Here is a 26715-nt window from a genome sequence, read left to right as displayed (position 1 = left end):
TCGGAGCCGAAAACTGGGCCTTGCTCGCCTCGATCGTCGCCACCTGCAAGCTCAACGACGTCAACCCGGCCGCCTACATCGCCGAAACACTCGAGACGATCATCGACGGCCATCCCCATAGCCGCATCGAAGACCTCATGCCGTGGCGATTCCGCAAAACGTCAAGCCAGCCTCAATAGGGTTGCGGCTAAGCGCTTACGATCAATCGGCAGCCCGTTAACCTGGTCAAAGAGCCAAGCTCCCGTCAGGTAACCCAACAATGACTTCGCCGTTCTAGATAACCTTGAACTATGGACGAGCTCGAAAGGCGTCGTCAGGTGCAGGCCACGCCGGGTTGATCATCGCGGATTCGATATTTGTGGGAAGATTTGCCGAGCGTCACGTTGGAAGGCCTAAGCGGTACTCAGCCCTGGTCCCATTGAGAGCATCGCGGCTCGAGTCCAGATTGGCGCGTTTGCTACAATCGTGTTGGTATTGAAGACTTGCTACGCCGACTACTCCAGGTCGGTCGGGGGAAAGACCGCGGTTTTGCAGGCAATCAAATGGCTGTTGGAACGAGCGGCGCAGTTGGCAATGCTCTCTGATGGATGGCCGGGGCCTTGTAGCGGGCGCCGATCGGCGTCCTCCCATTCATCTTGAGGCGCGAGCGATTGTTAGGCCGGCATTCTCCAGCACATCCAAAATCGTTTCAGCAACCGCCCGCGGATCTCGCTCGTCCTCTTTGCTAACGTTACAGGCCAAGGTAGCTGCGATGATCGCGTGCGCTGTTTTGCGCTGGAGGCAATCGTATTCGGCATACTCACCGCAAGTATTGCAGTTGATCACTGGTCGGCCGCTCCAGGGATCGTGCATTGCGATCTCGCACCAGTTATCTGTGTGACATTTCGGACAGAGCATAGATCGAGATTTCCTTGTGGTCTGACCTCGCGCGCTCGCCATGGCCATCAGTTGAACGGCCACTTGCTAGCCAAAGCTGTAGAAGTCATTGCTACTCCGAAGGCCGTGTTGCCCGTCTTTGGATACGAAAAACGTGATGGAGGCGGCGGCGGAGGCAATCCAGGCACCCGAAGGCGGCTTCGGCATGAGCGACCAGTCGACGCATCTCTGGCGAGAATGCTGGCAACCGTGTATGCCTGGAGCTACCTGTTTTGGCGTGAGCAAGCTATTGCAGGTTCGCCGCGGCCGCATCACGGCTACGTAAGATGAGTATGGCCTCCAACTTCCATTCCACTCTGAGCTGCGAGGCCCCGATCTCCGGACGGCGACCTTCTGCGTGAGCAATCTGTCAAATCGGGCAACCGCCACGCGAGGATGCTGCTGCGATCTTAGAATCCGGTTCCCCTGCAGCCTGGCTTAGTCGCCACACGTGCAATGATTCGCCGAGGCAACTTCACTGCGGCGCCCGGGACAAGGCGGGCGTTCTGCAATCTGGGCGCCAAATGATACACTCGAAATTGTGTCGCCCGGAAGCTGTTGTACGGCCAAGCACGCTTGCCAACTGTAAGAGACCCTACAATCTGACGCTACGTACGATTCAAGCCCTAATGTCGAGAGTCGCGCATTCGCGCCCTTTGCCGCGCTTGCTGCGAGCGGCTTGTCGCATCGCAGACATCAACAGAGTGGTCGGCAGATAACCGCAAATGAGGTGCTTTTGCGAAAGCCAACCTACGGGATCTTACGTAGGGCATGTGTCGCATTTTCGTGATCTAAAAATTGCATCGTCTTCCGCATGAAGGAAAAAAAGCTGTTCTCAGACGCCAAACATTGGAGAAGCCGTGCTGAAGCGACCCGAAGAAAAGCGGAGTCGCTCGAGGACGACACATCCAGATGCAGGCTCCTCAAGGTCGCTGAAGAATATGATAAGCTGGCTCGCCTCGCGGAGGGGCGGCAAAGAAATGAGCTTGACGGGCAGTTCTGATCGCCACCGGGCGGACGGTTGCACCGATCGTCAACGCCTTGTGACCCCGGCGCGGGTGTCTCTCCGTTGGAGCTCACAGCCCGTTAGCTGAACTGCGAAACTGCGTCATGCGGTAAGGCCAATGAGCTAGGCTGCTGAACGAGTGCGGTCCGCGCGTCCGAGCCTCTGACCATGAATCCATTCTGAGTCGCGGGGCCGGCCACATAGATGACGCATTGACGGTGTCTCAGGCGGCAAGCCGGCTAACCGCTAGACATGAGAAGGATGAGATGAAAGCCCACCGTCAGCTCGTCGAATCAAAAGCCTCTCGCTCGATGAACTGGCGAGGCATTGGCGTCGCGCTTTGCATCATGTTGCTGAAGCCAGGACGTTTGTTTGGGTGACAAAGTAGCCGGTTCGCCGGATCATGCCACGCGAATTGGCTTCCGCCGCCATTTTGGCGTGAGGCGTTTCAGTCGAATTCTGGCATCTTGCACCAAGCACTGCTGAACTCAACGCCATACATTGCGGACATGTTCAGGCGAAGAGGCGAGCAGAAGCTCCTGCTGGCACGGCTTGCCAAGACGGGCCATCATAGATCTCTGCGCAGATTGTCTGCATGAGGCCGGGTTCGCAACGAAGGCGCGAATGACAAGAAAATTGAAGAGACGATCAGATGTCGAAAGACAAACCGAAGAGAACTCCCCGGTGAACGGTGCGGATAGAACCGATGATCTTCATCCAAGTAGGTTCGGTGCAGATGATCAGCGGTAGCTGGGGCTGCCCATGCCCGGGTGCCCGTTCGATGTGCGACTCGGACAAGACGAGTGGTGCCGAATGCAACTCTATCGGCCAAATGGAGGACGCATGAGGAGGCACAGTGTAGAAAGACTGGAAGCGGGGCGCGTTCGCGAGGGCCAATTCGCCACTGCACCAGGGTCTGGCCCTTCTGGTCTCTTCTTCGTGCAGGGGCCTTGTGGCTGCCAACTCAAGATCATCGGCTTAATCCGTCCGGGATGGGAGCATGTCTCAGTGTCGACGCCACGGCGATCTCCAAACTGGGAGGAGATGTGCCTCGCTAAAGATATGTTTTGGGATGAAGAGGAATGCGTGATGCAGCTGCATCCTCCTCATTCGCAGTATGTGAACAATAGTCGCTATTGCCTGCATCTCTGGAGGCCGACGCGTCAGGTCATTCCGATGCCTCCGGCAGCCTTCGTGGGCATCGTCGGGCTCGGGCCGTCTGAAGCGGCAATTCTGTTTGCGCAGATGAGTGCGACACCTTAGCGGATCTCGCCCCGCCGACGCCAAGTCGGGCGGCGGCGACATAATCGAGAGTCCCGCGGAGTTGCTCACCACAGCCAGGGACGACGAGCACAGCGGCGAGCGAGCCTAGGTGGCCAAGGCCCGCCAAGGGGCCGTCAGCCACTACTCTGCGCCCCAGAGCCCAACCCGCTGCACTTCTGAAAGGGGCGGAAGGTAACGCTCGCAGAGTCGGCTTGTTGAGGCCGCCGTTTGTTGTGCGGAATGTGACGCGCATAACAACACCATTGAGGATTCAGCCAGGTGAGCAGATCTGTCGCTCCGTTATACACGGCGCGCGGCCAAATACATTTGCATCGGAAGAGTCTCCTAGGGGGCGCAACTACCGGACGCACCGCTTAGTTACCTGAGTGAGGCGCGCCCGCGGGGAAATCCTGCATGAGGGGGCGGCGATTAGCCTGATATCAGCGCCATGCCCGCGCAACTCGGCGATATTTCTCGTTCAATACAGGGCAAGAGTGTTGCTTTGCGGAGCTACGCACGACGTTGTCGTCTGTACGATCGAGCGAAAATCTTGAGGGTGCTGTGGAAGTCGAAGGCAATAGCGGCCGCAACGGCGCGCCGGTCCGCCGCGACTGCGAACGTGCCGAGGCGGAGGGGGTTTACGTGCAGCCAATTCCCGAGCTCCTAGTTCAGGCCCAGACCGTTCCTCGCGGTAATTTTGACCCACGTCGAAACCGCAAGCCTGCTCAGATCAAGACCGGCGGCTGTCCTGAAGACTGCGCCTATTGCGCACAGAGCGTGCATTACGACACTGGCCTGAAGGCGACTCGCTTGACGGATCGCGCTGATGTGGTCGCCGCCGCGCAGCGCGACAAGGCGGCCGGGGCGAGTCGCTTCTGCATGGCCGCGGCGTGGCGCAGTCCAAAGGACCGCGACCTCGATAAGGTCTGCGACATGATTGCCGCCGTTAAACGTGTTGGCATGGAGACGTGCGTAACGCTCGGCATGCTCACGCCAAAGCAAGCCGCACGCCTCGCCGACGCCGGCCTCGACTTCTACAATCATAACGTGGACACTTCACCCGAGGATCAACCTGTGGAACGAGGTGAATGGCGTGCCGGTGAAGGTCACGGCGGAGCGTCCCGATCCGATTGCACTGGTGCGCCTGGTGGCGACCGCGCGGATCATGATGCCCAAGAGCGTCGTACGGTTGGCCGCCGGGCGCCAGTACATGAGTGATGAACTCCAAGCCCTATGCTTCTTGGCGGGTGCGAACTCCATCTTTGTCGGCGATGTGTTGCTGACTACCAAAAACCCGCAATTTGACGGTGATGCAAGTTTGTTAGCTCGGCTCGGCATTACGTCTGGACTCGCTTAAGCCATCAGAAGAACGGCGTGCTGCGCGCAAGCCACTAGCGTAGGTAAGAAATGCAGATTGTCTTGATGAAGGGAAAGATTCATTGCGCCTCGGTAACTGAATCCGACCTGCACTTTGAAGGCTCGATCTCGATTGATCGCGCACTTTTGGACGCGGCCGGTATCCTGATTAACGAACGCGTCGAACTCTACAACCTCGAGACGGGGGCACGCTTTGCAACGTTTGCGACAGAAGCGCCGCGAGGGTCCGGCACGGTAGACGTGAACGGTGCGGCGGCGCGACTGGCGATGCCCGGCGATAGGATAAGCATCGTTGCATACGCCTCAGTTGACGAGGCGGAGGCAAGAATCTTCAGGCCGCGCATTGTGCTGGTTGATCGACAAAATCGCATCGTGCCGATTTGAATCCAACAAGCTAATCGCGTAGAGCCCTGTCGTTGGTGGCCAGTTAGGAGTTTTGCGGCGTCGATCCTTGGCTCAGCGAGTGAAGAATGAATACCATCATTGCGGGTAAAGTCACCAGCTATGCGGCAGGCTTGGATGCGCTTAAACACGAGAACCGCCTGCAGAGTCTCAGGCCGCGCACCGGGATTGACTTTTCATCCAACGATTATCTGGCCCTGGCGAGCGCGCCGCGGATGAAAAAAGCGATCGTCACCGCGCTTGAAGCCGGTACTTCGATCAGAGCCGGCGGATCACGGCTTCTGGGCGGCAACTGCGAGGAGCACGAATGCCTCGAAGCAGCAGCGGCGCGGTTCTTCGGCGCGCAGACCGCGCTCTTCTTCGGTTGTGGCTATGTTGCAAAGGTTGCGGTGCTGACAACGTTGCCGCAACGGGATGACCTGCTCGTCCTTGATTCCCTGGTTCACGCCAGCATTCACGAAGGAGCACGAGCTGGCCGAGCCGCGTTTCGAATCACCGCCCATAACGACCCGCAGGTTATCGAAAGCGCAATTTGCGACTGGCGTGCCGCGGGCGGAGCGGGGCAGGTCTGGATCGTAGTCGAGAGCCTCTATAGCATGGATGGCGATTTCGCACCACTTGAAGACCTGCTCGCGATCGCGGACCGGCACGATGCGTTCTTGGTTGTGGACGAAGCTCATGCCACCGGCGTTTACGGCGAGCAGGGGCGAGGGCTCACAGGGCCGTTTGAAGGACGCGAAAATCTCCTGGTTGTTCATACCTGCGGCAAGGCGCTGGGAGCTGCCGGCGCGCTTGTCACCGCCTCTGGCGTGCTGCGCGATTTCATGATCAATCGCTGTCGCCCGTTTATCTTCGCGACCGCCCCTTCGCCGTTAATGGCGGTGGCCGTACGGGAGGCTCTGTTGATCCTGCAGGAGGAGCCGGAGCGCCAACAGCGGCTGGCGAAGCTTGTCGCGTTCACGCATCAGGAGATGGTTGCGCGAGGCGAGAGAAGTCCTTCGAACTCGCAGATCCTTCCCTATATCGTTGGCGAGAATGCCCGCGCCATGAGGCTAGCGTCCGCGCTACAGGCTCGCGGATTTGACATCCGAGGAATCAGACCGCCAACAGTGCCGACCGGCACGGCCCGTTTACGAATTTCACTGACGGTCAACGTCGGAGAGGATGAGGTGCGTGCGATGCTCGATGCCCTCGCTGAGGAGACGGGGGGCGAATCTCGATGAGCCAGCGGATCGTGGTGACCGGCACAGATGCAGGGATCGGCAAATCTGTCTTTTCGGCAGGCCTTGCCCATCTTCTCGGCGCGAATTATTGGAAGCCAATTCAGGCCGGTGTTGAAGGAGAGACCGATAGCGAGCAGGTCGCACGACTGAGCGGTCTTCCGGCCGATCGGATCGTTCCGGAGCGTTACCGCCTTAAAACGTCCGCCTTGCCGCACCATGCCGCCGAAATAGACGGAATTCGCATCGACCCCGATTCGCTCGTCCTGCCGCAAACCGGGGAGCGACCGCTCGTCATCGAAGGCGCTGGCGGGTTGATGGTGCCGCTGAATTCTAGTGCACTCTACATCGACATCTTCGAGCGGTGGCGACTTCCCGTCGTGCTTTGCGCGCGCACGCTACTCGGAACCATCAATCACTCCCTGCTCTCGATAGAGGCCTTGCGAAAGCGCCAGATCGACATTCTTGGGATCGCATTCATCGGAGAAAGAAATTCGGAGACTGAGAGCGCAATTTGTGACATCGCGCGGGTGCGTTGGTTAGGACGGCTGCCCTGGATTTCTCCTTTGACGGCAGAGAGCCTGCAGGCTGTCTTCAAAGGCTCGTTTATTCGCGGCGATTTCACGCCATGAAGCCAAACAAGAGGTCGCCAATTTGGCATCCATTCACGCAGCATGCTCTTCACAACGAGATGACCAAGGTTGTGCGTGGCGATGGTGCTTAACTCTACACTGCGGATGCATAATCGAATCATAGATGCAATCTCACCCTGGTGGGTCGTCACTCACGGCCATTGCCATCCGTAGATCGTGAGCGCGATTCAGGAACAGGCCGGCAAGCTAAACCAAGTCATTTTCGCCGGCTACACGCATGATCCGGCTGAGGAGGTCGCTCGGCTCCTTTTGAAACTCACACCCCAAGGCTTGGACCACGTGTTCTACTCGGACAGCGGGTCAGCCAGCGTGGAAGTAGCCTTGAAGATGGCACTCGGTTATTGGCACAATATAGGCGAAGAGCGAACACGCATCATTGTAGCAGCACTCCTATCACGGGGACACGTTCGGCGCGATGTCAGTTGGTGCCCGCGGTGTCTTCAACGCGGCGTACGGACCTCTCCTGTTCGACGTGACCTCAATCCCGTTCCCTGCGAGCGGTCGTGAGCGGGCGACGCTCGATGCGCTTGAGTCGGAACGAAAATCCCGCAGCCTTTATTGTCGAGCCTCTGATGTTAGGGGCAGGCGGAATGCTGATGTACCCAGCTTGGGTGCTAAGAGAGATGAAGCGGATCTGCGGAGGCGTCGGACGTTCTGTTCATTGCCGATGAGGTCATGACGGGCTGACGGGCTGGGGCCGCACCGGAACAATCTTCGCCTGTGAGCAGGCCAATGTTGTGCCAGATATAGCGTGCTATTCCAAGGGTCTCACGGGGGGGGGCGCTGCCGCTCGCGGTGACACTCTGCCGGGCAGAGATTTTCGATGCCCATTATTCAAAAGACCGTACGCGCACATTCTTTCATTCGAGTTCGTATACGGCAAATCCGGTGGCCTGTGCCGCCGCCAAAGCTAACCTGGATCTGTGGAAAGGCCAGGAATGTCACCGGCGCATCGCTGCGGTCGCAACCATGCAAGAGCAGGCAATTGAAGGATTCCGCGCCGATCCGCGCTTTGCAAACGTTCGCCGTAGCGGCACCATCACAGCACTCGACCTGAAGACGAGAGATACCGGCTATCTCGCAGGCGTCGGCCCGAGGCTTCACGCCTTCTTAACGACCGCAATCTCTTGCTGCGTCCACTCGGTAATACGATTTATGTGATGCCGCCATATTGTGTAACAGCAGGTGACCTGGACGAAATTTATGCACGCATCTGTGACGCTGCCGATGCGCTGGCCTGAAGACGCGCGCGGTAGCGCAAGATGAAGGATCCTGAGCTGTCGTCGGCTTCCCGAACGACTTGAGAGAGCCTTGCCATAGACTTTCGAAATGGGCGATTGTGACCTCGCATCTGCAATGTGGGTTCCAAGGGGAAGGCCGTTTCCAGAGACATGCGGAGGCCGGATCAGATCGAACAGAGCCACATTTCGCAGCTGTCAGTTGAACGCGTCACGATTCCAGTTCTGCAATGATGCAAGGAGGAAAGGCACACCATCGTCATGAGCACGGGTTATGATGCGGTGACGGCATGTATCGCCGATCCTGTCGTCGACGTCATTCTTGTCGGCGATAGCGTCGGCAATGTATGCCTTGGGTGTGATGACACTTTACCCGTCAGCATGGGATGATGAATCACCACTTGGAGGCGGTCGCGCGAACAAGGCCTCGCGCCCTGCTTGTAGCTGACATGCCGTTTCTCAGCTTTCATATCAGTCCCGAGGACACGATACGCAACGCTAGAGATGTCCTGCAGCTTGGCACAGACGCAGGCTATGTAGAGGACCGTCAGCTGCTGCAGGAGGGCCTCTCGCGCTGGGCAGCTGATGTCCTTAACGCAGCATTCCCCGCGTCGCAGGAGTCATGTCGTCTTCCGGACGGTTTGCGCGACTCGATCGTAAACTGGACGCCTTCCAAGTCAAGGTAGTGCATGGGCAACTGCGGGCCGAGACGGAGATTCGAACGACTGGGACGTCTCGGATTCAGTACGGCACTCGAAGAAACATTTCGCCAAGTGTGATTGGATTACGTTCGATCGCCAGATCTGGGTCGAAACCCGGCGGCTAGAGGACTGGTACAGCGAAGCTCATCTCACGACTCTCGATTGAACAGACGGACGCAATGGGCTGAGTTCGCCGGTGCCATACAAACCTGAGCAATACACGCTTCGATGGGGTTGCTCTTATGCCGATCACCGGCTCGACGGGCGGCACGCCGTCGCCGTCGACCGCTGTTCCGGGCGTCACAAGTCGATGCCATCGCAATACCCTGCCGTACTCAAACAATTAAATGCAATACAGCTAGTTTATTGCAGGTTTGGCCTGCGGGAGACCTGAGCGTGGCGGCATTCCAACGACGAGCTGAGATAGATATGGAACGCCGCGAACAATCGAGCGCACCATTAGCGCGATCGCAATAATCGAGGCACCGAGCAGACCCGCGATGATCAACCGGGTCGTGAGATCCCAAAGTTCTCCGAATTGTACGAAATCCATGAGACGGAACACGGTACCCTGGACCAGGTAGAGCAGCAGCGTGGTCTGGCCCAACTCCACAGCGATAAAGCGGGCCATCCGATTTGAATGGCCAAGGCTCCAGCATTGCAGCAGGAGTTCGATAACGATTGCTGAGGCAGCTGCAGAGCCAACAAACATCAGAAGCACGTCTTTAGCCGACCGAAGATCGTGAATTACCCCAAGATTATTGTAGACATAGGTGTCCTTGCCCCACGCTAGAAAGCATACGCAAGTCACTATCGAGAGAAATAAGACCAGGAGCGGCTTGTGACGTCGCCATGTACTCGTCCATCGTTCTCTCGATTGAGCAAGCAAGAAGCCGAAGCAGAAGAATGGGTAAGTGAATCTGATCAGGGGTGATATGGAGAATGTCAGAGGCGCGAGTGCGACCAGTATGGCTACGCCAGATATGACCCACGATCGCTGGTCGAGCCTGCTAGAAATCTTGATGAGAAGGTAGGAAACAAACGTGGCCCAGATGAACCAGTAGGTGCCAGCGAAATCGTCTAAAAATCCCAAAAGTCCGCTCGTTAGGCTGGTCGCGCGCCACAATGCCGCCAGCTTAACGGTCTCCATGAACGTCCACCAAAACAGCATCGGCAGCAAGAGCTGCTTCGCACGGTCGCTGGCGGCTCGAGTGAACGACTTTTGCAGCAGCGATCGAGAAGAAAGATATCCGCTTATCGCCATAAAGAGTGGCATGTGAAACATATAGATCGATTTGTAGTACGGCGAATACCAAAACCCGTCGTCTCGGTAGATGACATACTGGATCAGGTGCCCAACGATCACCAAAAGAATGAGCGCACCTTTCGCGAAGTCTAAGCTCAGATCTCGATCGTTAGCCTCTGTCGTGCGCGAGCTCGGGGCGATCGTTCCAGTCACGCGTAGCAATGTATGAAACATCTAGATATCTGTTGTTGATGAGCCGGCGGCCCGTTGTTCGGTTCTTCTGCCTCATTTTTGATCCAAACGAAAGGTGATGGCGGGACTTTTTGGAAGGGAGTAAGCTCAGCTTGTTTTAGCCTTCAAGAACGAGCTGTGGGCCGAGCCTCTCTGAATGCCTCAAGGAACTTCGCGGCAGAACAGATATCTAGGTCAAGGTAGTGATGTAGCAGTACGGGCGCGGCATACTATTTGCAGAGGCAGGTTCTGGGAGGAAGACTGTCGCACTCAGTCTCCCACTCAGCCCGACGCATTTCAGACCCGGCAGATGCGTCGGGCTTCTTCCGTCCGCCCAGCATACTTGACATTTGGCCGTCACCTTCGGTTGCCGCCGAGGCGCTCACGCCAATAGGCGCTTCTGATGCTGAACTCGGGCACGCCAACATTGGGGTTGCGGCAGTGTGCTACGCGCGCACACGGAGAGCGGTGCTCTGCAGACTGGGGCAAAAGCCGAGGACCGACCCTTTCTGATTGAGATGCTGGCTCGGTTAGCGTAGCTGACGCCGTGAACAGCGCCGGGGATCTCCCGATGGCTGTTCAACCGGGCCGACGCTGCCGGAATGAATGCCACGCGGCCGTCGTGACGTGGGCAACGGGCTTGATCGTCCTGCGATCGTGGCCGCACGCAGAACCGATCATTGCTTATGCGCCTTCAATCGTCCGACGCCCTTGTTGACCTCGAGCGCCAGCCGTGACCCGTCGCAGGGCCATCCCGCCCGCGTTTGATGTTGCGCGTGACACCGCGAATGGTGCGCATCATGTTCTCGGTGATGTTGTACAGGCAAGCGATGAACGAAGCTCCTTCGGCAACTTCAACCGGACGACAGTCAGGATTTCGTCGAGGCCCGCGAGGATGCTCACAGCTACGCCGAGCCATGCCGATCGACTCGACGCGCGACATTGCGGATCAATTCTTCAGCCATTTCGGCGTCATCGAGCTCCCAGGTTGGCGCAGCACCCGACGGGTGGCCGCATGATGCTCTTTCGGCAGGCGTTCCATGATGTTTGCGCACCTTGTAGATCTGGCAGCGCTGGGTCGTGGCGACCGAACCGAAGGTGCGGCAGATCGCCTTCGACAACGCTCAACAGTCTTGGCACCGCCGGGTCGCGCCCGCGCGAAACCAGATCGTCCAGTAGGGCCTGAAACGTTGCGGCAATCCGGTCGCCCCTTCCACCAGCGCCACGGATGCTTTTTGACTTCGCCGTCGACCCCGATCGCGGTGGCCAGCACAAGATCGTCGCCGAGATGCAGCCCGTCGATTTGGACCACCAGAAGGTCGAGCGCCGACAGATCGGCCGCCATGAAGTCGGCCAGCCGCGCCGTCGGCAGCGCTACGAACCTCCGCGAGGCAGCCGACTTTGACACCCCCCGATCCGGCCGATGCCTGCACGTCACCCTCCGGCAGCCGGACAGCGCGGGCGAACCGGCGCGTCAACACATTGATCAGCATCAAGTCCATCGCCCAGCGAGCGAGCCAGTGCTCCTGCGCCGCCATTGTCCCAGGACGGAATCGTGACCTCGCGGGCGTTCACGCCCTAACCCGTTCGCAGGCCGCCGTCACATCCGCCTCCGTCATCGTGCCGAGCGCCTCGATCCCTGCCGGAAGGCAGAACCGGTCAAAGCTCGCCTGCACTTTCGCAAACGCTTCGTCCACAGCCCGGTCGCCGGCCAACCAGCCGGTGTGATATCTCTCGTCATCACGTCGCTCTCCTTTGTGGAATCAGCACGCCGAGCCTACCGGCTCAACGGCAACCCCGACCTCTTCAGGAATTCAACAGAACCCGGGACATCCCCACCGCGCGTTCCTTGACGGCTTTCGTCGCAAAGCCGGCCGCGGGATGATTGCTGCTGCGCCTATGTGGCCGCCAAGAAGCCATACACAAATTGGACTCCATTCCGCACAACGAGCTGACCTTCGGCCGACCTCAGACTGGAAAACTTAAATAAGCCACCCCGACCAGAGTCGCTCGCGAGGGCGAGGTTCTATGGTCAAAGGTGCTGCTCGCACTCACGTTGTGGACCGAGGAGGGCAGCAGGCGCTCTCCGCGGATAAGCCGACTCGGCCGATCTCGAATAGCCTTGGCCTTCAGACGTCACCTTCATGATCATCGCTTCAAAACTCCTGACCATTTCGGCGGCAAGCAAGGGCTCACGCCAGTGACTTGTGCGGCGATGCTGTCGGTAGCAACAGTTTCTCTCGTGTGCCTACAAGTTTAGCTTGCTCGGGCTGAATTCAATGTTTCGGTCAATGACTCCTCAAATATATCTAGGCCTTGTCCCAACGTTTCTTGATCGATCGTAAGTGCAGGCAAGAACTTGACAACCTGATCGGTCGGTCCGCATCGCTCGATAATCAATCCCTTTTTAAAAGCTCTATGTGACGTTGCCTCTGCGATTTCGGTCGTTTTGCAATCGAATCCACATACCAAGCCCCGTCCACGAACAGCAAACTTGTTTCCGTGCTGGTGCGCGATAGCATCGAGTCTACGCCGCATAAATGCGCCCAAGCGTCGGACCTGTTGCGAGAGCGTCTGGTTGCGCCAATACAGATTCAAAGCCGCTTTGCCAGAAACGAGTGCAAGGTTGTTTCCTCGAAACGTCCCCGTGTGCTCGCCTGGTTCCCATGCGTCAATCGCTTCTTTGATCAGGAGCATCGATAGTGGCAAACCGTACCCACTCAGCGATTTCGACATTACAACAATGTCTGGCGACAACGCGGCGAACTCGAAACTGAAGAACTCGCCTGTACGGCCACAGCCCATTTGGATATCGTCAACTACGAAAATAGCTCCGACCTCTTTTGCCAAAGCCTCAATTGACTGCAACCATTCCTTACCGGCGACGTTAATGCCTCCCTCTCCTTGCACGGTTTCGACGAGAATGGCGGCTGGAAGATCAGTGCCACTGCTCTCATCCATTAATACCTTTCGCACGTAATCCGCCGGACTGTGAGCGGAGCCAAGATACCCATCATAGGGCATGAACGTTGTGCCGGATAAGGGAATGCTGCTGGCTTTGCGGTAAAAGCGGTTACCGCTCGCGGCTATGGCTCCCAAGCTTTGACCGTGATATCCATTCGTGAAAGAAATGACGTTGTGACGTCCTGTGATCTTACGCGAGAGCTTTAGAGCTGCTTCAACAGCGTTAGCTCCCGTAGGCCCTGTAAATTGAAAGCGGTAGGAAAGATTCCGTTCACGAAGGATGACAGAGCTAAAGGTCTCCATAAATTCGACCTTAGCTGGAGTGGCCATGTCCAAGCCGTGGACGACGCCGTCCGAGTCCAGATACTCGCTGATTGCCGCTTTGATCTCCTGATTGTTGTGGCCATAATTTAGCGCTCCAGCGCCGGAGAGAAAGTCAATGACCTTTCGGCCACCCTCTGCGAACATAATCGAGCCGCGCGCCCTGCTGAACACAGCAGGAAAGGAACGTGAGTACGAGCGCACGTTGGACTCTAGCATTTCGACTGTCTTCATTCTGTGCGGCTCGTGTCCTCCAACCATGTCATCGTCTCCTCGACAAGAAAATCTGCCCGACGAACAAGCGCGCGGCCAACATCGTACAGGATTGGCAGACCATGAGCGCACGGTCCCGGCGCCTCTCGGCGTCCTTTGGCTATGCTGGGCGTCTGAAAATCAGCTCCAACGGCTTACCCGAGGAACCAGGCGGAACAAAGCTACTATGTCTAGTAGTTTCGTCCCCATCCAGCGAGGGCCCAGGCTAAGTCGTCTTTCGCGGGCAGGTTTGCTTAGTTGCGCGCGATCGAAGAATTTGCGCATACAGCGCGGTTAGCTTGGAAGCGGGGAAGTATGTGGGCCGAGAAAGTTCATCGCGACCAGAGGGCCGATGCGCTCCCGGCGACCGCGGAGCCCGCCAGCCGGAGGCGTGTGTTGGATGCTCACGCTCAGGGTCCCGGCGAGTAGAAGGGACAGGGCCGCCGCGGATCTGGCCCGGTGCGCGGGCTTATCGCTCGTCCAGAGCCGCCGCTTTGGGCCTTGCGTTTGGCCGGGATCGGCGCGGAGAGTGGTGGCGTGGATGCGTTCGGCAGCAAAGGCGTGGCTTGAAATTGCTTCGACCAGTGGCATTTGTGTTGCCCTGCAACCCGATTGCGTAGGTTCGGGTGCTTCGGCCCGCCAAAGGGTTGCTGGGAGCGAACGCAAATTGGCGAGTTTGGCGTACACCGCTCGATCCTTCGAAAGCTCAACATCGAAAATGCGGCCTTTGGGTTTCCTGTGAATTCTGAAGCGATCGCCTCGACAGACTGCGGGATTTTGGACGCGATCGTCCCGTCCTGCTCCCGCAAACTCGGTGCCAGATTTGTCTGGAGCGGTGGCACAAGTTTCAGGTGAATTCTTTGTTCTAACGACGTCCTGCCGGCAAGCCGCTGCCGTGGCACTTCGCGCTAAGCTCAGCAAGGATCTTAGGAGTGAAGGTAGGGCGCTCGTTAAACCGATGAGGGGCCTCGCCTCCTCTGAGTGCGCGATCATACCAAAGGCGCCTTGTCAGGAGCCCGACGTTGCAAGTGCTTCAACCAGATGCCGAAAGTGCAACAACAACGACAGGAATGCGGCAAGAAAGGCGATGGTCCACTGGCACGCGGTAAGCACGGGCAGTCGCGCATTGATCGACATCGTAAGCGCCGCGCGAGTGCGCTTGGTCCAGACTGCTTCCCCATCTTTCACGCGTTCGTTCCACCCTGCTCGCGAAGCGCTGCATCGAGGCAGGCGCTCAACTCCAGGTCAGCAAACGGCTTGGCAAAAAAACCGGCTACGCCCGCGCTCAACGCGCGAGCTCGCGTGCGATCATCTGCGAAGGCAGTCATCAAGATGAACGGTGCAGCGTGGCCCTGGGCTCGCATCTTTTCCAAAAGTTCAAAGCCGCTCATCATGGGCATCTGCACGTCTGCAATGACACAGGACGTGTGGTTCAATTGAGACGACCGCAAGAATTCCTCAGCCGATGCAAACGTATGAACGATGTGGCCCTGCGATTTCAAAAGATTGTTCAGTGCGGCACGAATCGCAGGATCGTCGTCAATAACGGAAACAGTTGAATACCTAGACAAGACGACCTGTTCTTGGTTGGGCGAAGGCGCTGGCCGACGCATGACGGCCAGCAGAAGGGTGCGCGTGTACGACGAAATTGTAAAATCATACTTAGGTTTGTACCGTGAAACGCTCAGTCCCAATTCCCAGCCTCTCAGCCATCCTGATCAAATCGGCTAGCGATCGAGCTCCCATCTTCTTCATCACGTGGCCGCGATAGATTTTGACTGTAATCTCGGCGAGCCCGAGTTCCGCGGCTACCTGTTTGTTCAATAGCCCGGCGGCGACCAGTTTCAACACATCCTGCTCTCGTGGACTTAGGGCCTCAAACAAGGACTGGAGCCTGCTGACCACCTTGTCTACACCTCGTCTCTTCCGATCCTGTTCGATAGCTGCGACTACGCCATCGAGTAGTTCCTGATCGCGAAACGGCTTGCTGAGAAAATCGATTGCTCCACTCTTCATGGCTTTGACGGTCATCGGAATATCGCCATGAGCGGTGATGAAAATGATGGGAATGTGAATCTTCTGTTTGGCTAACTCATTCTGGAGCTCAAGGCCGCTCAATCCAGGCAGCCTGATGTCAAGCACAAGGCAGCTAGGAACATCAGGGAGCTCGCTCTGGAGCATTTCCCGGGCGGATCCGTAAGCAACGACATCTAGACCGATCGAACGAAATAGGTTGACCAGCGATTCGCGCATTGAGAGGTCATCGTCGACGACGAAGACGCTCGGCCTCACCTCAGGCCCGACGACATTTGGGGCTTCCTTCCGGGGTTCAGAGCGCTTGGTCACGATAAGAGCCTCACTTGTACGATTTACAGTAGACTTATTGCCTCACGACCACCTTCGATTGATCGCATAGGCTTTTGAGGACGTTCGCGCAGTGCAAATCTTTGAAATTTTCAAGGTATGTGACCGGTCAGCCATTCGCGCCAGCGTGACGAAGACAGGAAAGTGTAGCAAAAACCGCCCGACTGGTCGAGAACTGCCTTTGGAGTCTGTCCGCCGTCGCGTTGGATTGGCTCCCAAGGCGCCGATCAAACGATCAGCAGCCGATCGAGAAGCACCGAATCCAGAACTTGAGGCGCTCCCTTTAGCGGCGGCGCGTGTCGCCTGGCCTTCGCGAGTGAGACTGCAGCGGACCGCTCATTATGCGGCTGAACGATCAGAATGCCCGTCGCCTTGGTAGTTGCACGCGGGGGCGCGAGCTGAGCGAATCGGCCCGATTGTGCCTGTGCATGCGCCGATCCCGCCGGCGTTGAGATCGGCAAGCGGAGTAGACTATCGCACCCATGCTAAGGAAAATAGACATCAGAGCGAGTAGCAGCGGCATCAGCAACATGAACTCTTCTTTTCCGTCGTCGGAGCGCCTGTGAGTTGCTCTGTGTGAGGAAAGCACCTTGTACCGATTTCGTACAACCTGACGCAAGGTGCGATTCAAGTCCTTTCCGTCATGTTTGTAGGAAAGATGCTCGAATTCGAGCTGCTGCAGGGGCGCTCACGTGCGTTCGTGGCGTTGTTCCTTCACGAGCCTCGCACCCCAACATGAGGCGGCGTAATCTGAAGGAGAGGCGGGACACACTCCATTCGCTGTCCAGCTGCGGACCGGTTCGCCAAAAGGCAGTTGCATTTGCTCTCCTGCACCAGCCAAACAACCGCTGATCCAGCGAAAGAATCATTCTTCCACCAGAATTTGCGGACATCAGAGGTCCGTGCCCGGCACCTTGAAGGTTCGCTCTTGACCTACATAGGAAGGACAAAACGCGCCCCGAGCGGTCAACCTGTTGTTAGACCTGGCAGTAGCTCATCGATCCGCTAAGGGCCCAGGGCCAGGCAGAAGCATTAAAGGCGAGCCGACGCACTCCGTCGAGAAGAAAGTGCGTCGGGTTCGCCCCACATCGCCAGTACATCCGTGGTGATGCTGCCTCCAATGAAGCAACCAGCGTGGCAAAGCTGAGGCTCGCTCAGCAAGGCAGAGTAGGTCGTGACTCCCCGCTACTTCGTGCCGGCCAGGAAGGGGGGCTTGGTCATTCGTAGCGTCAGTTTGTACGATGCCGGCGCAGATCTATCGAATTGGCAAAGAAGGCGTTCCGCTGTACTTTATTCTAATTCCAATTCTCTTCACCGGTTTTGGGGTAGCCTACGCCTTGCTTGAACAGCGGTTCAAGCAGCGAGAACTCTCTCGGTCATCGGCTTCGCACGGCCGGCGATTGCCCTGCGGCGAACGGCAGCGAGCGGCATTCCGATCAGCGAGGGCCTATACGGGCGCTCGGTGAGCATCAGGGGTGCCTTTGTCCCGGGTCAGTTGCTCCATCATTGGAGGAATGAAGAGAATAGTTATGGGCGCGGTTTCGCTCACACTTGGCTTTCAGATCTGCCCTTGATGCTGTGGTTCAGAGTCGATGACTGCATGGCGCATTCCAACAATGGAGCCAGGAGTGAACGTCGATCTCGAAAACAGCACCGCTCGTGTCGCCGGGATTTCTAGCCTGAGCGCCCTTGCGGCGTTTATGTTCAGCGACTCGAGCGAGCATCTTGCTTCTCCTCGGGTCTTAGAACCGAAGCAGCGATCTGGGCCCTGCTGCACGTCGGGCGGTGCGCCATGGTCGGGTAACGGGCCACGAGCCCACTCCATCGAATACAATCCTTCGCCGACACACTGCGCTAGCGAGAGCGCCGCCGCCGATTCTGTGCAGGCTCGGCCGGCGCGCAGGATTGGGCTGGATCGACACGCTTGGGCCACGTATTGGGTGTGTAAGTCGCATCTCGGCGTGCCGCCGTCCACTCTTTGGCGGCCTTAATCGGTACTCCGGCCCCTTTGCGAAGTCTCTTCACAAGCTCGCCCGATATGTGTCAGCTTCCGGCTCAGTCCTTATTGATCGGGCGGGCAAATGCCGCGGGACCTCAGCCGAACTCTGTTCGGCTCAAGTATCGACAGTGACATCCAGCTCCTGTGGGAGGACGGTGATCGCGCGTTCTGCCGTGGGTGGCACCGGCAAATCCACGGCAGCAGGGCTGTCGTGCTTGTCGTGCGGCCCATCGCGGAACACCCAGCGACGCTCGACCGCCTCGCCCATGAGTACGGGCTGAGGGAGGAGCTAGACGAGGGATGGGCGGTGCGGCCGTTGGAACTCATCCGGGAAGCCGGTCGGACTATGCTGGTCCTGGAGGATCCATGCGGCGAGCCACTGCTAAATTTACTCGGGATCCGTATGGAGCCCAAGCGCTTCCTACGCCTCGCTGTTGGTATCGCGAGGGCCGTGGGCAAGCTTCACCGGCACGGCTTGGTCCACAAGGAGCTGAAACCCGCTCACATTCTGGTCAATTGTCCTGACGAACAGGTGCGACTCACTGGGTTTGGTCTGGCTTCCCGTCTGTCCCGCGAGCGCGTGCCGCCTGAGCCTGCCGAGTTCATCGCCGGCTCGCTGCCCTACATGGCGCCCGAACAGACCGGACGAATGAATCGCTCGGTCGATTGTCGCAGTGATCTCTATTCACTTGGCGTGACATTCTACCAGATGCTGACGGGCGCGCTGCCGTTCACGGGCTCAGATCCCTCGGAATGGATCCATTGTCATATTGCAAGAAAAGCAACACCGCCCGTCGAGAAGTCGCAAACCCTCCCGGAGCCGATATCTCAGATTGTGATGAAACTCCTCGCGAAAACCGCCGAGGAACGCTACCAGACTGCCGCTGGCCTTGAGCACGATCTGCAACACTGTCTCGCAGCATGGGCCAACCACGCTCGCATCGACCCGTTTGAGCTCGGCACAGACGACACACCTGATCGGCTGCTCATCCCCGAGAAGCTCTATGGCAGAGCCCTTCAGATCGAGGTTTTGCTTGCCTCTTTCGATCGCGCGGTGAAGAGCGGCGCGCCGAAGTTGGTGCTCGTCGCCGGTTATTCCGGTGTCGGTAAGTCTTCGCTCGTCCAGGAGCTACACAAAGCACTGGTGCCCTCGCGCGGGCAGTTGGTATCAGGCAAATTCGACCAACTGAAGCGCGACGTTCCTTATGTGACGCTAGTGCAGACGTTTCAGAGTCTTGTCCGTCCTCTTCTCAGCAAAAGTGAGGGCGAACTCGCCACCTGGCGGCAAGCGCTCCTGGAGGCGCTCGGCACGAATGGACGACTGATGGTCGAATTGATCCCCGATCTGAGCCTGATCATTGGCGAGCAGCCCGCAGTTGCTGAGCTTCCAGCCCGGCAAGCGCAAATGCGTTTCCAGCTGGTGCTTCGCCGCTTCATTGGCGTGTTCGCGCGGCGAACCCATCCTTTGGTGCTCTTCCTCGACGATTTGCAGTGGCATGATGCCGCAACGCTCGACTTGATCGAGGATCTCCTGACGCAGTCGGATCTGCACCTGCTGCTGATTGGAGCTTACCGCAGCAACGAACTTGATGCAGGCCATCCACTCAAACGCAAGCTCGACTCCTTCAGGAGAGCCGACGTAAATTTCGAGGAGATCACGCTCTCGCCGCTCGCTGCAGACGATGTCGCGCAGTTAGTCGCGGATACCCTTCGCTGCGGACTAAAACGCGCTGCCCCGCTTGCAAAGTTGGTGCATCAGAAGACGATGGGTAATCCGTTCTTCGCCATTCAATTCCTTTCTGAACTGGCCGAAGAGCAGCTATTGACGTTCGATCACGAGTCGGCGCGCTGGCGGTGGGATCTCGAGCGTATTCACGCAAAAGCGTACACCAAGAATGTCGTGGATCTGATGCTCGGCAAGCTCATCCGCCTGCCTGAGGCAACGCAGGACGCGCTGCAACAGCTGGCCTGTTTCGGCAACATCGCCGGGACGGCGGAGCTTGCGATCGTGCTCGAAATTTCGCAGGAGAAGGTGCATGCGACCCTGTGGCCGGCGATCCGGCAGGAACTCATCGCGCGCCACGGAACAGCCTACCGCTTCCTCCATGATCGCGTTCAAGAGGCGGCCTACTTCCTGGTGCCGGAATCCTCGCGCGCTCCTGCCCATCTGCGGATCGGTCGGTTGCTGGCGGCACACGTTCCTGCGCACAAACGCGAAGAGGCTATCTTCGACATCGTCAGCCAACTCAATCGAGGCGTCGCGCTAATTGCCTCCGGTCATGAGCGTGAGCAGCTCGCAGAGCTGAATTTCGTCGCAGGGCAGCGTGCCAGGGCGTCGGCTGCCTACGCCTCGGCACTCACATATTTCACCGTCGGTGCTGCGCTGCTCGCGGAGCACTCTTGGGGAAGGCGCCACGAACTCGCGTTTGCACTGGAGACAAGCCGGGCTGAATGCGAATTCTTGGTAGGCCAGCTGGACATTGCAGAGAGCCTCCTGTCGGTACTGTCGAAGCGCGCCTTGAACGCGCCCCAGCGAGCAACGGTCGCATGCTTGCGGGTCGATCTTTACTTGGCGCTCGGCCAGCACGGGCGGGCAGTGCTCACAGGGCTCGAATATCTTCACGACGTCGGGATCGAGTGGTCGCAGCATCCGACGGACCAGGAAACATTAACCGAATATCAGCGGATGTGGTCACAGCTGCCCGAGGCAATCGAGGATCTTTCTAGGTTGCCTGCAATGACAGATCAGACCATGCTTGCCACGCTTGCCGTCTTGACGCGCATTCTTCCGCCCGCAGGTTTCACGGACGCCAATTTATCCGCTTTGGTCATCTGCAGAGCTGTCACCATCAGCCTCGAATACGGCAACACTGATGCTTCTTGCGCCCATTACGCATGGCTAGGCCGAATCTTGGCCGGGCGCTTCGGCGACTACCAAGCAGCTGACAAATTTGGTCGTCTTGCTTGCGACCTGGTTGATCGCGGTGAGTTCTCCCGCTTTCGGGCTCCCGTCTATTTGGCCTTCGGGTGCAACGTGATCCCGTGGACGAAGCCCCTAAGAGGTGGCCGAGTTTTGATTCGGCGAGCGCTCGCAGCTGCGGTCAGCAGCGGCGATGTCATCTACGAGGCGTACAGCTTGCTTCATCTAACCTCAAATATGATGATGGCCGGAGATCCCCTGAAAGAGGTGCAGAACGAGATAGAGAAAAGCTTTGCTACGATACGGGATAGAAAGGTTCAGTTTGCTGCTGATACCGTAGCCGCTCAGCTCGCAATCATTAGAAGCATGCGCGGCCTCACGCGCTCATTCGGTTGCTTGGATGACCAACAGTTTGACGAGCTAGAGGTCGAGCGATCGTTGGCTCGGAGTCTGGAGCTGTCACCTAGTGAAACCGTCTACTGGATCCGCAAACTTCAGGCGCGATTTCTAGCCGGCGATTATGCTGCGGCTGTTGATGCTCGCTCCAAGGCGGAGCCAAAATTATGGACTATGCCGACAGAGCCCTTGATCGCGGAGTTTCACTTCTTTGGTGCGCTGTCTCACTCATGTTACTGCGACAAGCTAGGCGAAAGCGAACAACAGCAACATTGGCTTATCATTGATGCCCATTACAGACAGCTGCAGATATGGGCGACGAATTGCCCCGAAAATTTTGAGAATCGGACTGCCCTGGTCGGCGCTGAAATTGCAAGGCTCGAATACCGGGATGCACACGCAATGCGACTGTATGAACACGCAATCCAGACCGCAGCACGTAACGGTTTCGCCCACCACGAGGCGATCGCTTGCGAGCTTGCAGCGCGCTTTTATGCTGCGCGTGGTTTTGACAGAATATCCCGGGTTTACCTGCAGGACGCCCGGCGCGGCTACCTTCGTTGGGGGGCAGATGGCAAAGTGCGTCAGCTCGACGAGCAGAATCCCCACCTCAGCCATGAGGAGACCGCTCCTGCCGTGAATGGCCTGAGGATCGGAGCTCCGGTTGAGCATCTTGATCTCGCGACGGTAACAAAAGTGTCGCAGGCGATTTCCGGCGAGATTGTTCTTCAAAAGCTAATCGACACGCTTATGCGGACTGCCATTGAGCAGGCCGGCGCCGAACGAGGTTTGTTGATTCTGCTACATGGAGGCGAGCCACGGATCGAGGCGGAAGCCACAACGGTAGCGGATGCGCTGCTTGTAAAGGTGAATGAACAGCCCGTAACGCCGATGGCTCTTCCCGAGTCCGTGCTGCATTTCGTCCTGCGTGTCCGCGAAAACGTCATTCTCGAAGATGCTGTCGCCGAGCCTTCATTTGCGGAAGATCCGTATATCCGCGAGCGCAAAGCGCGTTCTATTCTTTGCCTGCCACTGATCACGCAGGGCAAGCTGATCGGCGTACTTTATCTGGAGAATAATCTCGCCGCGCGCATATTCTCGGCTGCCCGCAACTCGGTGCTGAAAATGCTTGCGTCCCAAGCTGCAACAGCGCTGGAAAACAGCCGCTTGTACAGCGAAGTTCAGCAACGGGAGTCGAAAATCCGGCGCTTACTTGACGCTAACATCATTGGAATATTCATCATTCGCGAAGGAGGCGAGATCATCGAAGCAAATCAAAGCTTTCTCACGATGGTTGGATACGACCGAGAGGATCTCGTCGCGGGGCGAGTGAACGGTCTCGACCTGACACCGCCAGAATGGCACGAGCGTACACTGAATGCGCGAACAGAAGCAAAAAGGACCGGAGCGGTTCAGCAGTTCGAGAAAGAGTATGTCCGCAAGGATGGCAGCCGCGTGCCGGTGCTAGTTGGCGTCGCCGTATTCGATGCGCGAGACGACCAAGGTGTTGGCTTCGTCCTCGACCTGACAGAGCGAAAGAGAGCGGAAGCGGAAGCCCGTGAAAGCGAACGACGGTATCGCGAGACTCTGATGGGGCTGGCACACGCCAATCGGATCACGACAATGGGACAGCTGGCCGCCTCAATCGCCCATGAGGTCAACCAGCCGATTGCCGCGATCCGGAGTAATGCGGGGGCGGGGCTAAATTGGCTCGGTGCTCAACCCCCAAATCTGGAAGAAGTTCGGCAGACCTTCGGGTTGATTGTCCGTGACAGTATGCGAGCAGGGAACGTGATCCGCCGGATCCGCGCTCTTATGAATAAGGCTCCTATGCAAACGGAGCTTCTCGCAATTGACGAATTGATTTTAGAGGTGCTGGGCCTAGTTCGGGCGGAACTTGCGAAAAATGATGTATGGGTGCAAACGCGACGGACTGAGGCGTTGCCGCTCGTCCGGGCAGATCGCGTCCAGGTGCGGCAGGTGATTCTCAATTTGATCACGAACGCCATCGAGGCCATGAGCGAGATCAACGAAAGTGATCGCGAGTTACTGATCAGTGCGCGGACAGATGACTCGAATAACGTAGTGGTCACTTTTCGGGATACGGGTCCAGGACTCGATCCGAACTGCGCTGACCGCGTGTTCGATGCGTTTTACACCACCAAGTCCGAAGGCATGGGCATGGGGCTGGCCATTTGCCATTCTATTATTGAGGCGCACGGAGGCCGGATGTGGGCGGGCGCCAATGATCCTCGCGGGGCCGTCTTTCAGTTCAGCATGCCGGTTGCGCCGGAGGGCGTGGATCGGTCGGAACAGGTCTCTTCAACGTCTTAGGCTCGAATTCGACATCGAGCAGGGCGCTCCGGGAGCCCCGATCATCGTGACAGAAGCAACGGCGAGACCTCGAGGATTTGAGACATTCGCGTTTCTTACTGCCCATCGGGGAGTGTTGGAGCGTGCGCAGATTGTCGCGAATTGTCAGAAGATCTGCAATCTGACCCTAACGTCGGATTCAAGACGCTTTGAGGGCTTCCTGCAAGTCTCAGAGGCTTGCAGGGTGTCAAGCGGAATCAGACGAAAGCTGCACACGCAGTGTTCGAGAGAATGACGGCAATCGCCCTCCAAGGCATCTTTTGTTTGAGTCGGGAGGGCGACATGATTTAACTTAATGCATGCAACCGTCGCCTGTGGCAGTGCAGATCTTCAGTGTGGGTGATCAGTTCGGCCCATCGCAACATTCCGTACTAAACTGGTTTCGAAACCGCTTGCTTTGATAACCGTGGAGCCGGGGCAGCCCACTTGAATCCGATCTCAATGCAGAGCATTCTGTCATGCGCCCCGAAGCGCACCTCGGATTGCAACCGGTGTACCGCTCTTCTTCTCCGGAGTTGGCCTCGGGGCCGCGCGCCGCTGTTGGCGGTTGCAATAGCTGACGCGCAAGCGATGGCGTCCTGTATGGTTTTCTCTGCTCTGTGAAAAGCACCTGCCGCGAGCAGGAACCGTCCGCTGCCGGCGCATCGCTGTGCAGAAGGAGAGCAGTCGAGATATGGAGAAATGCAGGTGGTACCGCGTCGTTCACAATACGTCGTTCGGGTTCGTCATCGCAATGAGGTGAGCCACACGACGGTCTTCGTCACGGTCGCTCTTTGATAACCCCTCGATGACGCCGGCGCGATCCGCCGCGTTGCGGTTCTGGCTCATCTTCCGCGTGCCATCGAACCGTGTAATTTGCAATCGCAGGCCGACAATCCCCTTCAGCTCCGTTTTGATGAAATCGGCAGGGGCGTCAGACACCGCCCAGCGGTCTTTGCCCGAGCGCTCATGCACATCGGTCAGCCGCGTGACCACCCTTCGCAGCCGATCGGCATCATCGAAGAATTCGATCGGCCCGTAGGCATGCACAGCGACATAGTTCCACGTCGGTACGGCCTCGCCTCTCTCGTGCTTGGTCACGTACCAGGAGGGGCTGACATAGGCCTCCGGCCCAGCGAAAATGGCCATCGCCTCGCCAGCCGGTGTCAGCTTCCACTGCGGATTCGCACGCGCCACGTGGGCGTAAATCGTGCCCATGGAGCCTTCGCGCTCGTCGAGTACTACGGGCAGCATCGTTCCAACAAGCCCTTCGTGAGTAGCGGTGATCAGTGTCGCCGTGCGTGCCTCGCGCATCGTCCGATGAACGTCGGTGATATCGACAACTTGGAAGGAGGGCGGCGTGTACATCGACGAAGCTCCCCGGCAGCCCGACGGAAAGCCGGGCGACTCATGATTCGGACTAGGGTACGCCTCGTGTCGGATCACAGAAACGATCGGTTTTGGTGGGTATTTTCATTCCTCCGCGCTCTAGGCCCCTGGGCCAGTAAGCCTATGATGAGTCAAAGGTGCAGGTGCAGATCGGAGGGTGCGTTTGCACGCTGGCCAGCCGTTGCCTTCCACGGGCCGCCTGCAGACGAATTCGGCTCTTCGTGCCGATGACTGCAGCACATGAGCAGCTTCACCTTAGAGCTATGAGTGGGACGCCAGAGTTGCGGCTGAGCCCTTGCCGCATCAGCTCGCCGCGCCGCGAGTCGCAGGTTGGCGGTGACTGGTTGTGCTAGATCCGCGCCGGCACTGGACGGACATATCAAAAGCAAGGAAATCTTGGCCATTCCGGCGGCGTGATGATCGCCGGTCAAGAAGTCGATAAGAGGCGTCCGTCTGTGCGATGTGTCTGGCACGCGACATACAGGCCCAATCTGGCCCACCTATATCGCAGACAGGGGCCTAACATCCGACGTGCAATCCAGGATGACGAGGATCCCAGCCGCGCCGCCTATCTGTTTCCCGCGGGATGCGAATGCACCACGCGTTCTGGTGCTGGTCGAAAATGGCGAAGAGCTCAAGCGCCTCCCGCCGGTCCAGCACGTCAAGAGCGACGGCCCATCCTCCTAGCCTAGCATTACAGTTGCTGTTTTGCTTTGAGATGCGCGCGCTGAGCGGCAGCCTGGTGGGCTCTGCGCCAGAATGACCATGCGATGACATGCGCGGGTTGGATCCGCTTTCGAGCAAGCCTGATGGCGATGCGGCGGATTTCCTGGATTGACCAACGGATCAGCGGCGGCGTGGGTGTGCTTTGGCTTTTGCCGGGTGGCGGCGTTTTGTTTTTTTGGGCGGTGGCGGATTGGCGCGATGGCGGATCGCCGCCATCATGGCGAAGGCGAGCATCACCAGGGAGACGTGGCGATGCCAGCCATGCCAGGACCTGCTTTCGTTGTGATCGAGCCCGAATTCGTTTTTCGCGGTTTCGAAACTGTCCTCGATCGCCCACCGATGGCCTTCGACCGCCACCAGCGTTTCGATGGACGTTCCCGCTGGACACCAGGTGGTGAAGAAGGCGAGATCGCCATCAGCGATATGGCGACGGATCAGCAGACCGCGCGTCCACAGACCTTGATTTGCAGTGTTGGATTCGTCGACCTCGAGATCGGCCAGTTCGAGATAACACCAGTCATGCAGCCTCGGTCCTTTGGTTCCGGCTCCCGCCGACAATCGCTTCCAGTCGGACGGGCGCCGCGTCCGGGCGATGTCTTCGGCCTTGCCGGAGACCGGCTGTCGCTTGCCCCAGGATCGGAAGACATGAGAGCTGCTGACACCGAGCACATAGCCTTTGCGTGCCCGCCGTAGCTGCTGTTCGATATCGCCAACACCGTAGACCGTGTCACCGGCAACCCACTTGAATGGTACAGACGCGGCTATCGCACGTGCGATCAT

Annotated in this window: 12 protein-coding genes and 4 pseudogenes; 8 read left to right on the top strand and 8 right to left on the bottom strand. The window is 58.0% G+C overall.

The window, feature by feature from the left end:
- Positions 1–179: transposase domain-containing protein (locus IVA75_RS14125; RefSeq protein WP_247282315.1), on the top strand; the 179-nt coding region annotated here is incomplete at its 5' end.
- Positions 180–630: 451 nt separating this feature from the next.
- Here IVA75_RS14125 and IVA75_RS14120 read toward each other — a convergent pair.
- Positions 631–852, bottom strand: a complete 222-nt coding sequence (locus tag IVA75_RS14120) for a hypothetical protein (RefSeq protein ID WP_157642944.1) — start codon at positions 850–852, stop codon at positions 631–633.
- A 2974-nt stretch (positions 853–3826) separates the two neighbouring features.
- Between IVA75_RS14120 and IVA75_RS14115 the strand changes: the two are divergent.
- From IVA75_RS14115 to IVA75_RS14090, 6 genes and pseudogenes are all read left to right on the top strand, one after another.
- Positions 3827–4541 (top strand): annotated as a pseudogene (locus IVA75_RS14115) (radical SAM protein).
- A 50-nt stretch (positions 4542–4591) separates the two neighbouring features.
- Positions 4592–4945, top strand: a complete 354-nt coding sequence (gene panD, locus IVA75_RS14110; protein WP_018455497.1) for an aspartate 1-decarboxylase — start codon at positions 4592–4594, stop codon at positions 4943–4945.
- An 86-nt stretch (positions 4946–5031) separates the two neighbouring features.
- Positions 5032–6186 carry an 8-amino-7-oxononanoate synthase gene (locus IVA75_RS14105; RefSeq protein WP_247290910.1) on the top strand — a complete coding sequence of 385 codons (1155 nt, stop codon included), beginning with the start codon at positions 5032–5034 and terminating at the stop codon, positions 6184–6186.
- Positions 6183–6815: a dethiobiotin synthase gene (bioD, locus tag IVA75_RS14100; protein ID WP_039799456.1), complete on the top strand. Its 633-nt coding sequence runs from the start codon at positions 6183–6185 to the stop codon at positions 6813–6815. The genes IVA75_RS14105 and bioD overlap by 4 nt, the downstream gene beginning before the upstream one ends.
- Positions 6812–8077 (top strand): annotated as a pseudogene (locus IVA75_RS14095) (adenosylmethionine--8-amino-7-oxononanoate transaminase). The gene bioD and the pseudogene IVA75_RS14095 overlap by 4 nt, the downstream one beginning before the upstream one ends.
- A gap of 150 nt (positions 8078–8227) precedes the next feature.
- Positions 8228–8574, top strand: a pseudogene (locus IVA75_RS14090) (3-methyl-2-oxobutanoate hydroxymethyltransferase); the annotation flags it as partial.
- Positions 8575–9133: 559 nt separating this feature from the next.
- Here the strand turns inward: IVA75_RS14090 and nolL are convergent.
- The 5 genes and pseudogenes from nolL to IVA75_RS14065 all read right to left on the bottom strand — a co-directional run bounded on the left by nolL (position 9134) and on the right by IVA75_RS14065 (position 16081).
- Positions 9134–10255: a nodulation factor fucose acetyltransferase NolL gene (nolL, locus tag IVA75_RS14085; RefSeq protein ID WP_247290908.1), complete on the bottom strand. Its 1122-nt coding sequence runs from the start codon at positions 10253–10255 to the stop codon at positions 9134–9136.
- 576 nt (positions 10256–10831) lie between these two features.
- Positions 10832–11993 (bottom strand): annotated as a pseudogene (locus IVA75_RS14080) (transposase).
- 515 nt (positions 11994–12508) lie between these two features.
- Positions 12509–13771, bottom strand: a complete 1263-nt coding sequence (gene ectB, locus IVA75_RS14075) for a diaminobutyrate--2-oxoglutarate transaminase (protein ID WP_247290906.1) — start codon at positions 13769–13771, stop codon at positions 12509–12511.
- A 1202-nt stretch (positions 13772–14973) separates the two neighbouring features.
- A complete protein-coding gene (locus IVA75_RS14070) occupies positions 14974–15402 on the bottom strand; it encodes a response regulator (RefSeq protein WP_051112988.1) in 429 nt (142 codons plus the stop codon).
- Between the two features lie 49 nt (positions 15403–15451).
- Entirely contained in the window at positions 15452–16081 is a 630-nt protein-coding gene (locus tag IVA75_RS14065; RefSeq protein WP_051112989.1) for a response regulator transcription factor, read from the bottom strand.
- Positions 16082–18234: 2153 nt separating this feature from the next.
- On the opposite strand from IVA75_RS14065, the gene IVA75_RS14060 reads away from it, so the two are divergent.
- The gene (locus tag IVA75_RS14060) at positions 18235–23802 is read left to right on the top strand and encodes a trifunctional serine/threonine-protein kinase/ATP-binding protein/sensor histidine kinase (RefSeq protein WP_247290905.1); all 5568 of its coding nucleotides are present in this window, start codon (positions 18235–18237) and stop codon (positions 23800–23802) included.
- Between the two features lie 741 nt (positions 23803–24543).
- Here IVA75_RS14060 and IVA75_RS14055 read toward each other — a convergent pair.
- Both IVA75_RS14055 and IVA75_RS14050 read right to left on the bottom strand, forming a co-directional pair.
- The gene (locus IVA75_RS14055; RefSeq protein ID WP_247290902.1) at positions 24544–25188 is read right to left on the bottom strand and encodes an FMN-binding negative transcriptional regulator; all 645 of its coding nucleotides are present in this window, start codon (positions 25186–25188) and stop codon (positions 24544–24546) included.
- An 867-nt stretch (positions 25189–26055) separates the two neighbouring features.
- Positions 26056–26715, bottom strand: a 660-nt coding sequence (locus IVA75_RS14050) for an IS701 family transposase (protein WP_247359319.1), incomplete at its 5' end; no start/stop codon positions are given.

Origin of the sequence: Bradyrhizobium sp. 134, from assembly GCF_023074155.1 — a bacterium.
Classification (GTDB): Bacteria; Pseudomonadota; Alphaproteobacteria; order Rhizobiales; family Xanthobacteraceae; genus Bradyrhizobium.
This window is presented reverse-complemented; position numbering and strand designations above follow the sequence as displayed.

Excerpts from the sequence above, each read along its gene's own strand:
- IVA75_RS14120 (WP_157642944.1), bottom strand. The coding sequence starts at position 852 with ATGCACGATCCCTGGAGCGGCCGACCAGTGATCAACTGCAATACTTGC.
- panD (WP_018455497.1), top strand. The coding sequence starts at position 4,592 with ATGCAGATTGTCTTGATGAAGGGAAAGATTCATTGCGCCTCGGTAACT.
- IVA75_RS14105 (WP_247290910.1), top strand. The coding sequence starts at position 5,032 with ATGAATACCATCATTGCGGGTAAAGTCACCAGCTATGCGGCAGGCTTG.
- bioD (WP_039799456.1), top strand. The coding sequence starts at position 6,183 with ATGAGCCAGCGGATCGTGGTGACCGGCACAGATGCAGGGATCGGCAAA.
- nolL (WP_247290908.1), bottom strand. The coding sequence starts at position 10,255 with ATGTTTCATACATTGCTACGCGTGACTGGAACGATCGCCCCGAGCTCG.
- ectB (WP_247290906.1), bottom strand. The coding sequence starts at position 13,771 with ATGAAGACAGTCGAAATGCTAGAGTCCAACGTGCGCTCGTACTCACGT.
- IVA75_RS14070 (WP_051112988.1), bottom strand. The coding sequence starts at position 15,402 with ATGCGTCGGCCAGCGCCTTCGCCCAACCAAGAACAGGTCGTCTTGTCT.
- IVA75_RS14060 (WP_247290905.1), top strand. The coding sequence starts at position 18,235 with ATGCCGCGGGACCTCAGCCGAACTCTGTTCGGCTCAAGTATCGACAGT.
- IVA75_RS14055 (WP_247290902.1), bottom strand. The coding sequence starts at position 25,188 with ATGTACACGCCGCCCTCCTTCCAAGTTGTCGATATCACCGACGTTCAT.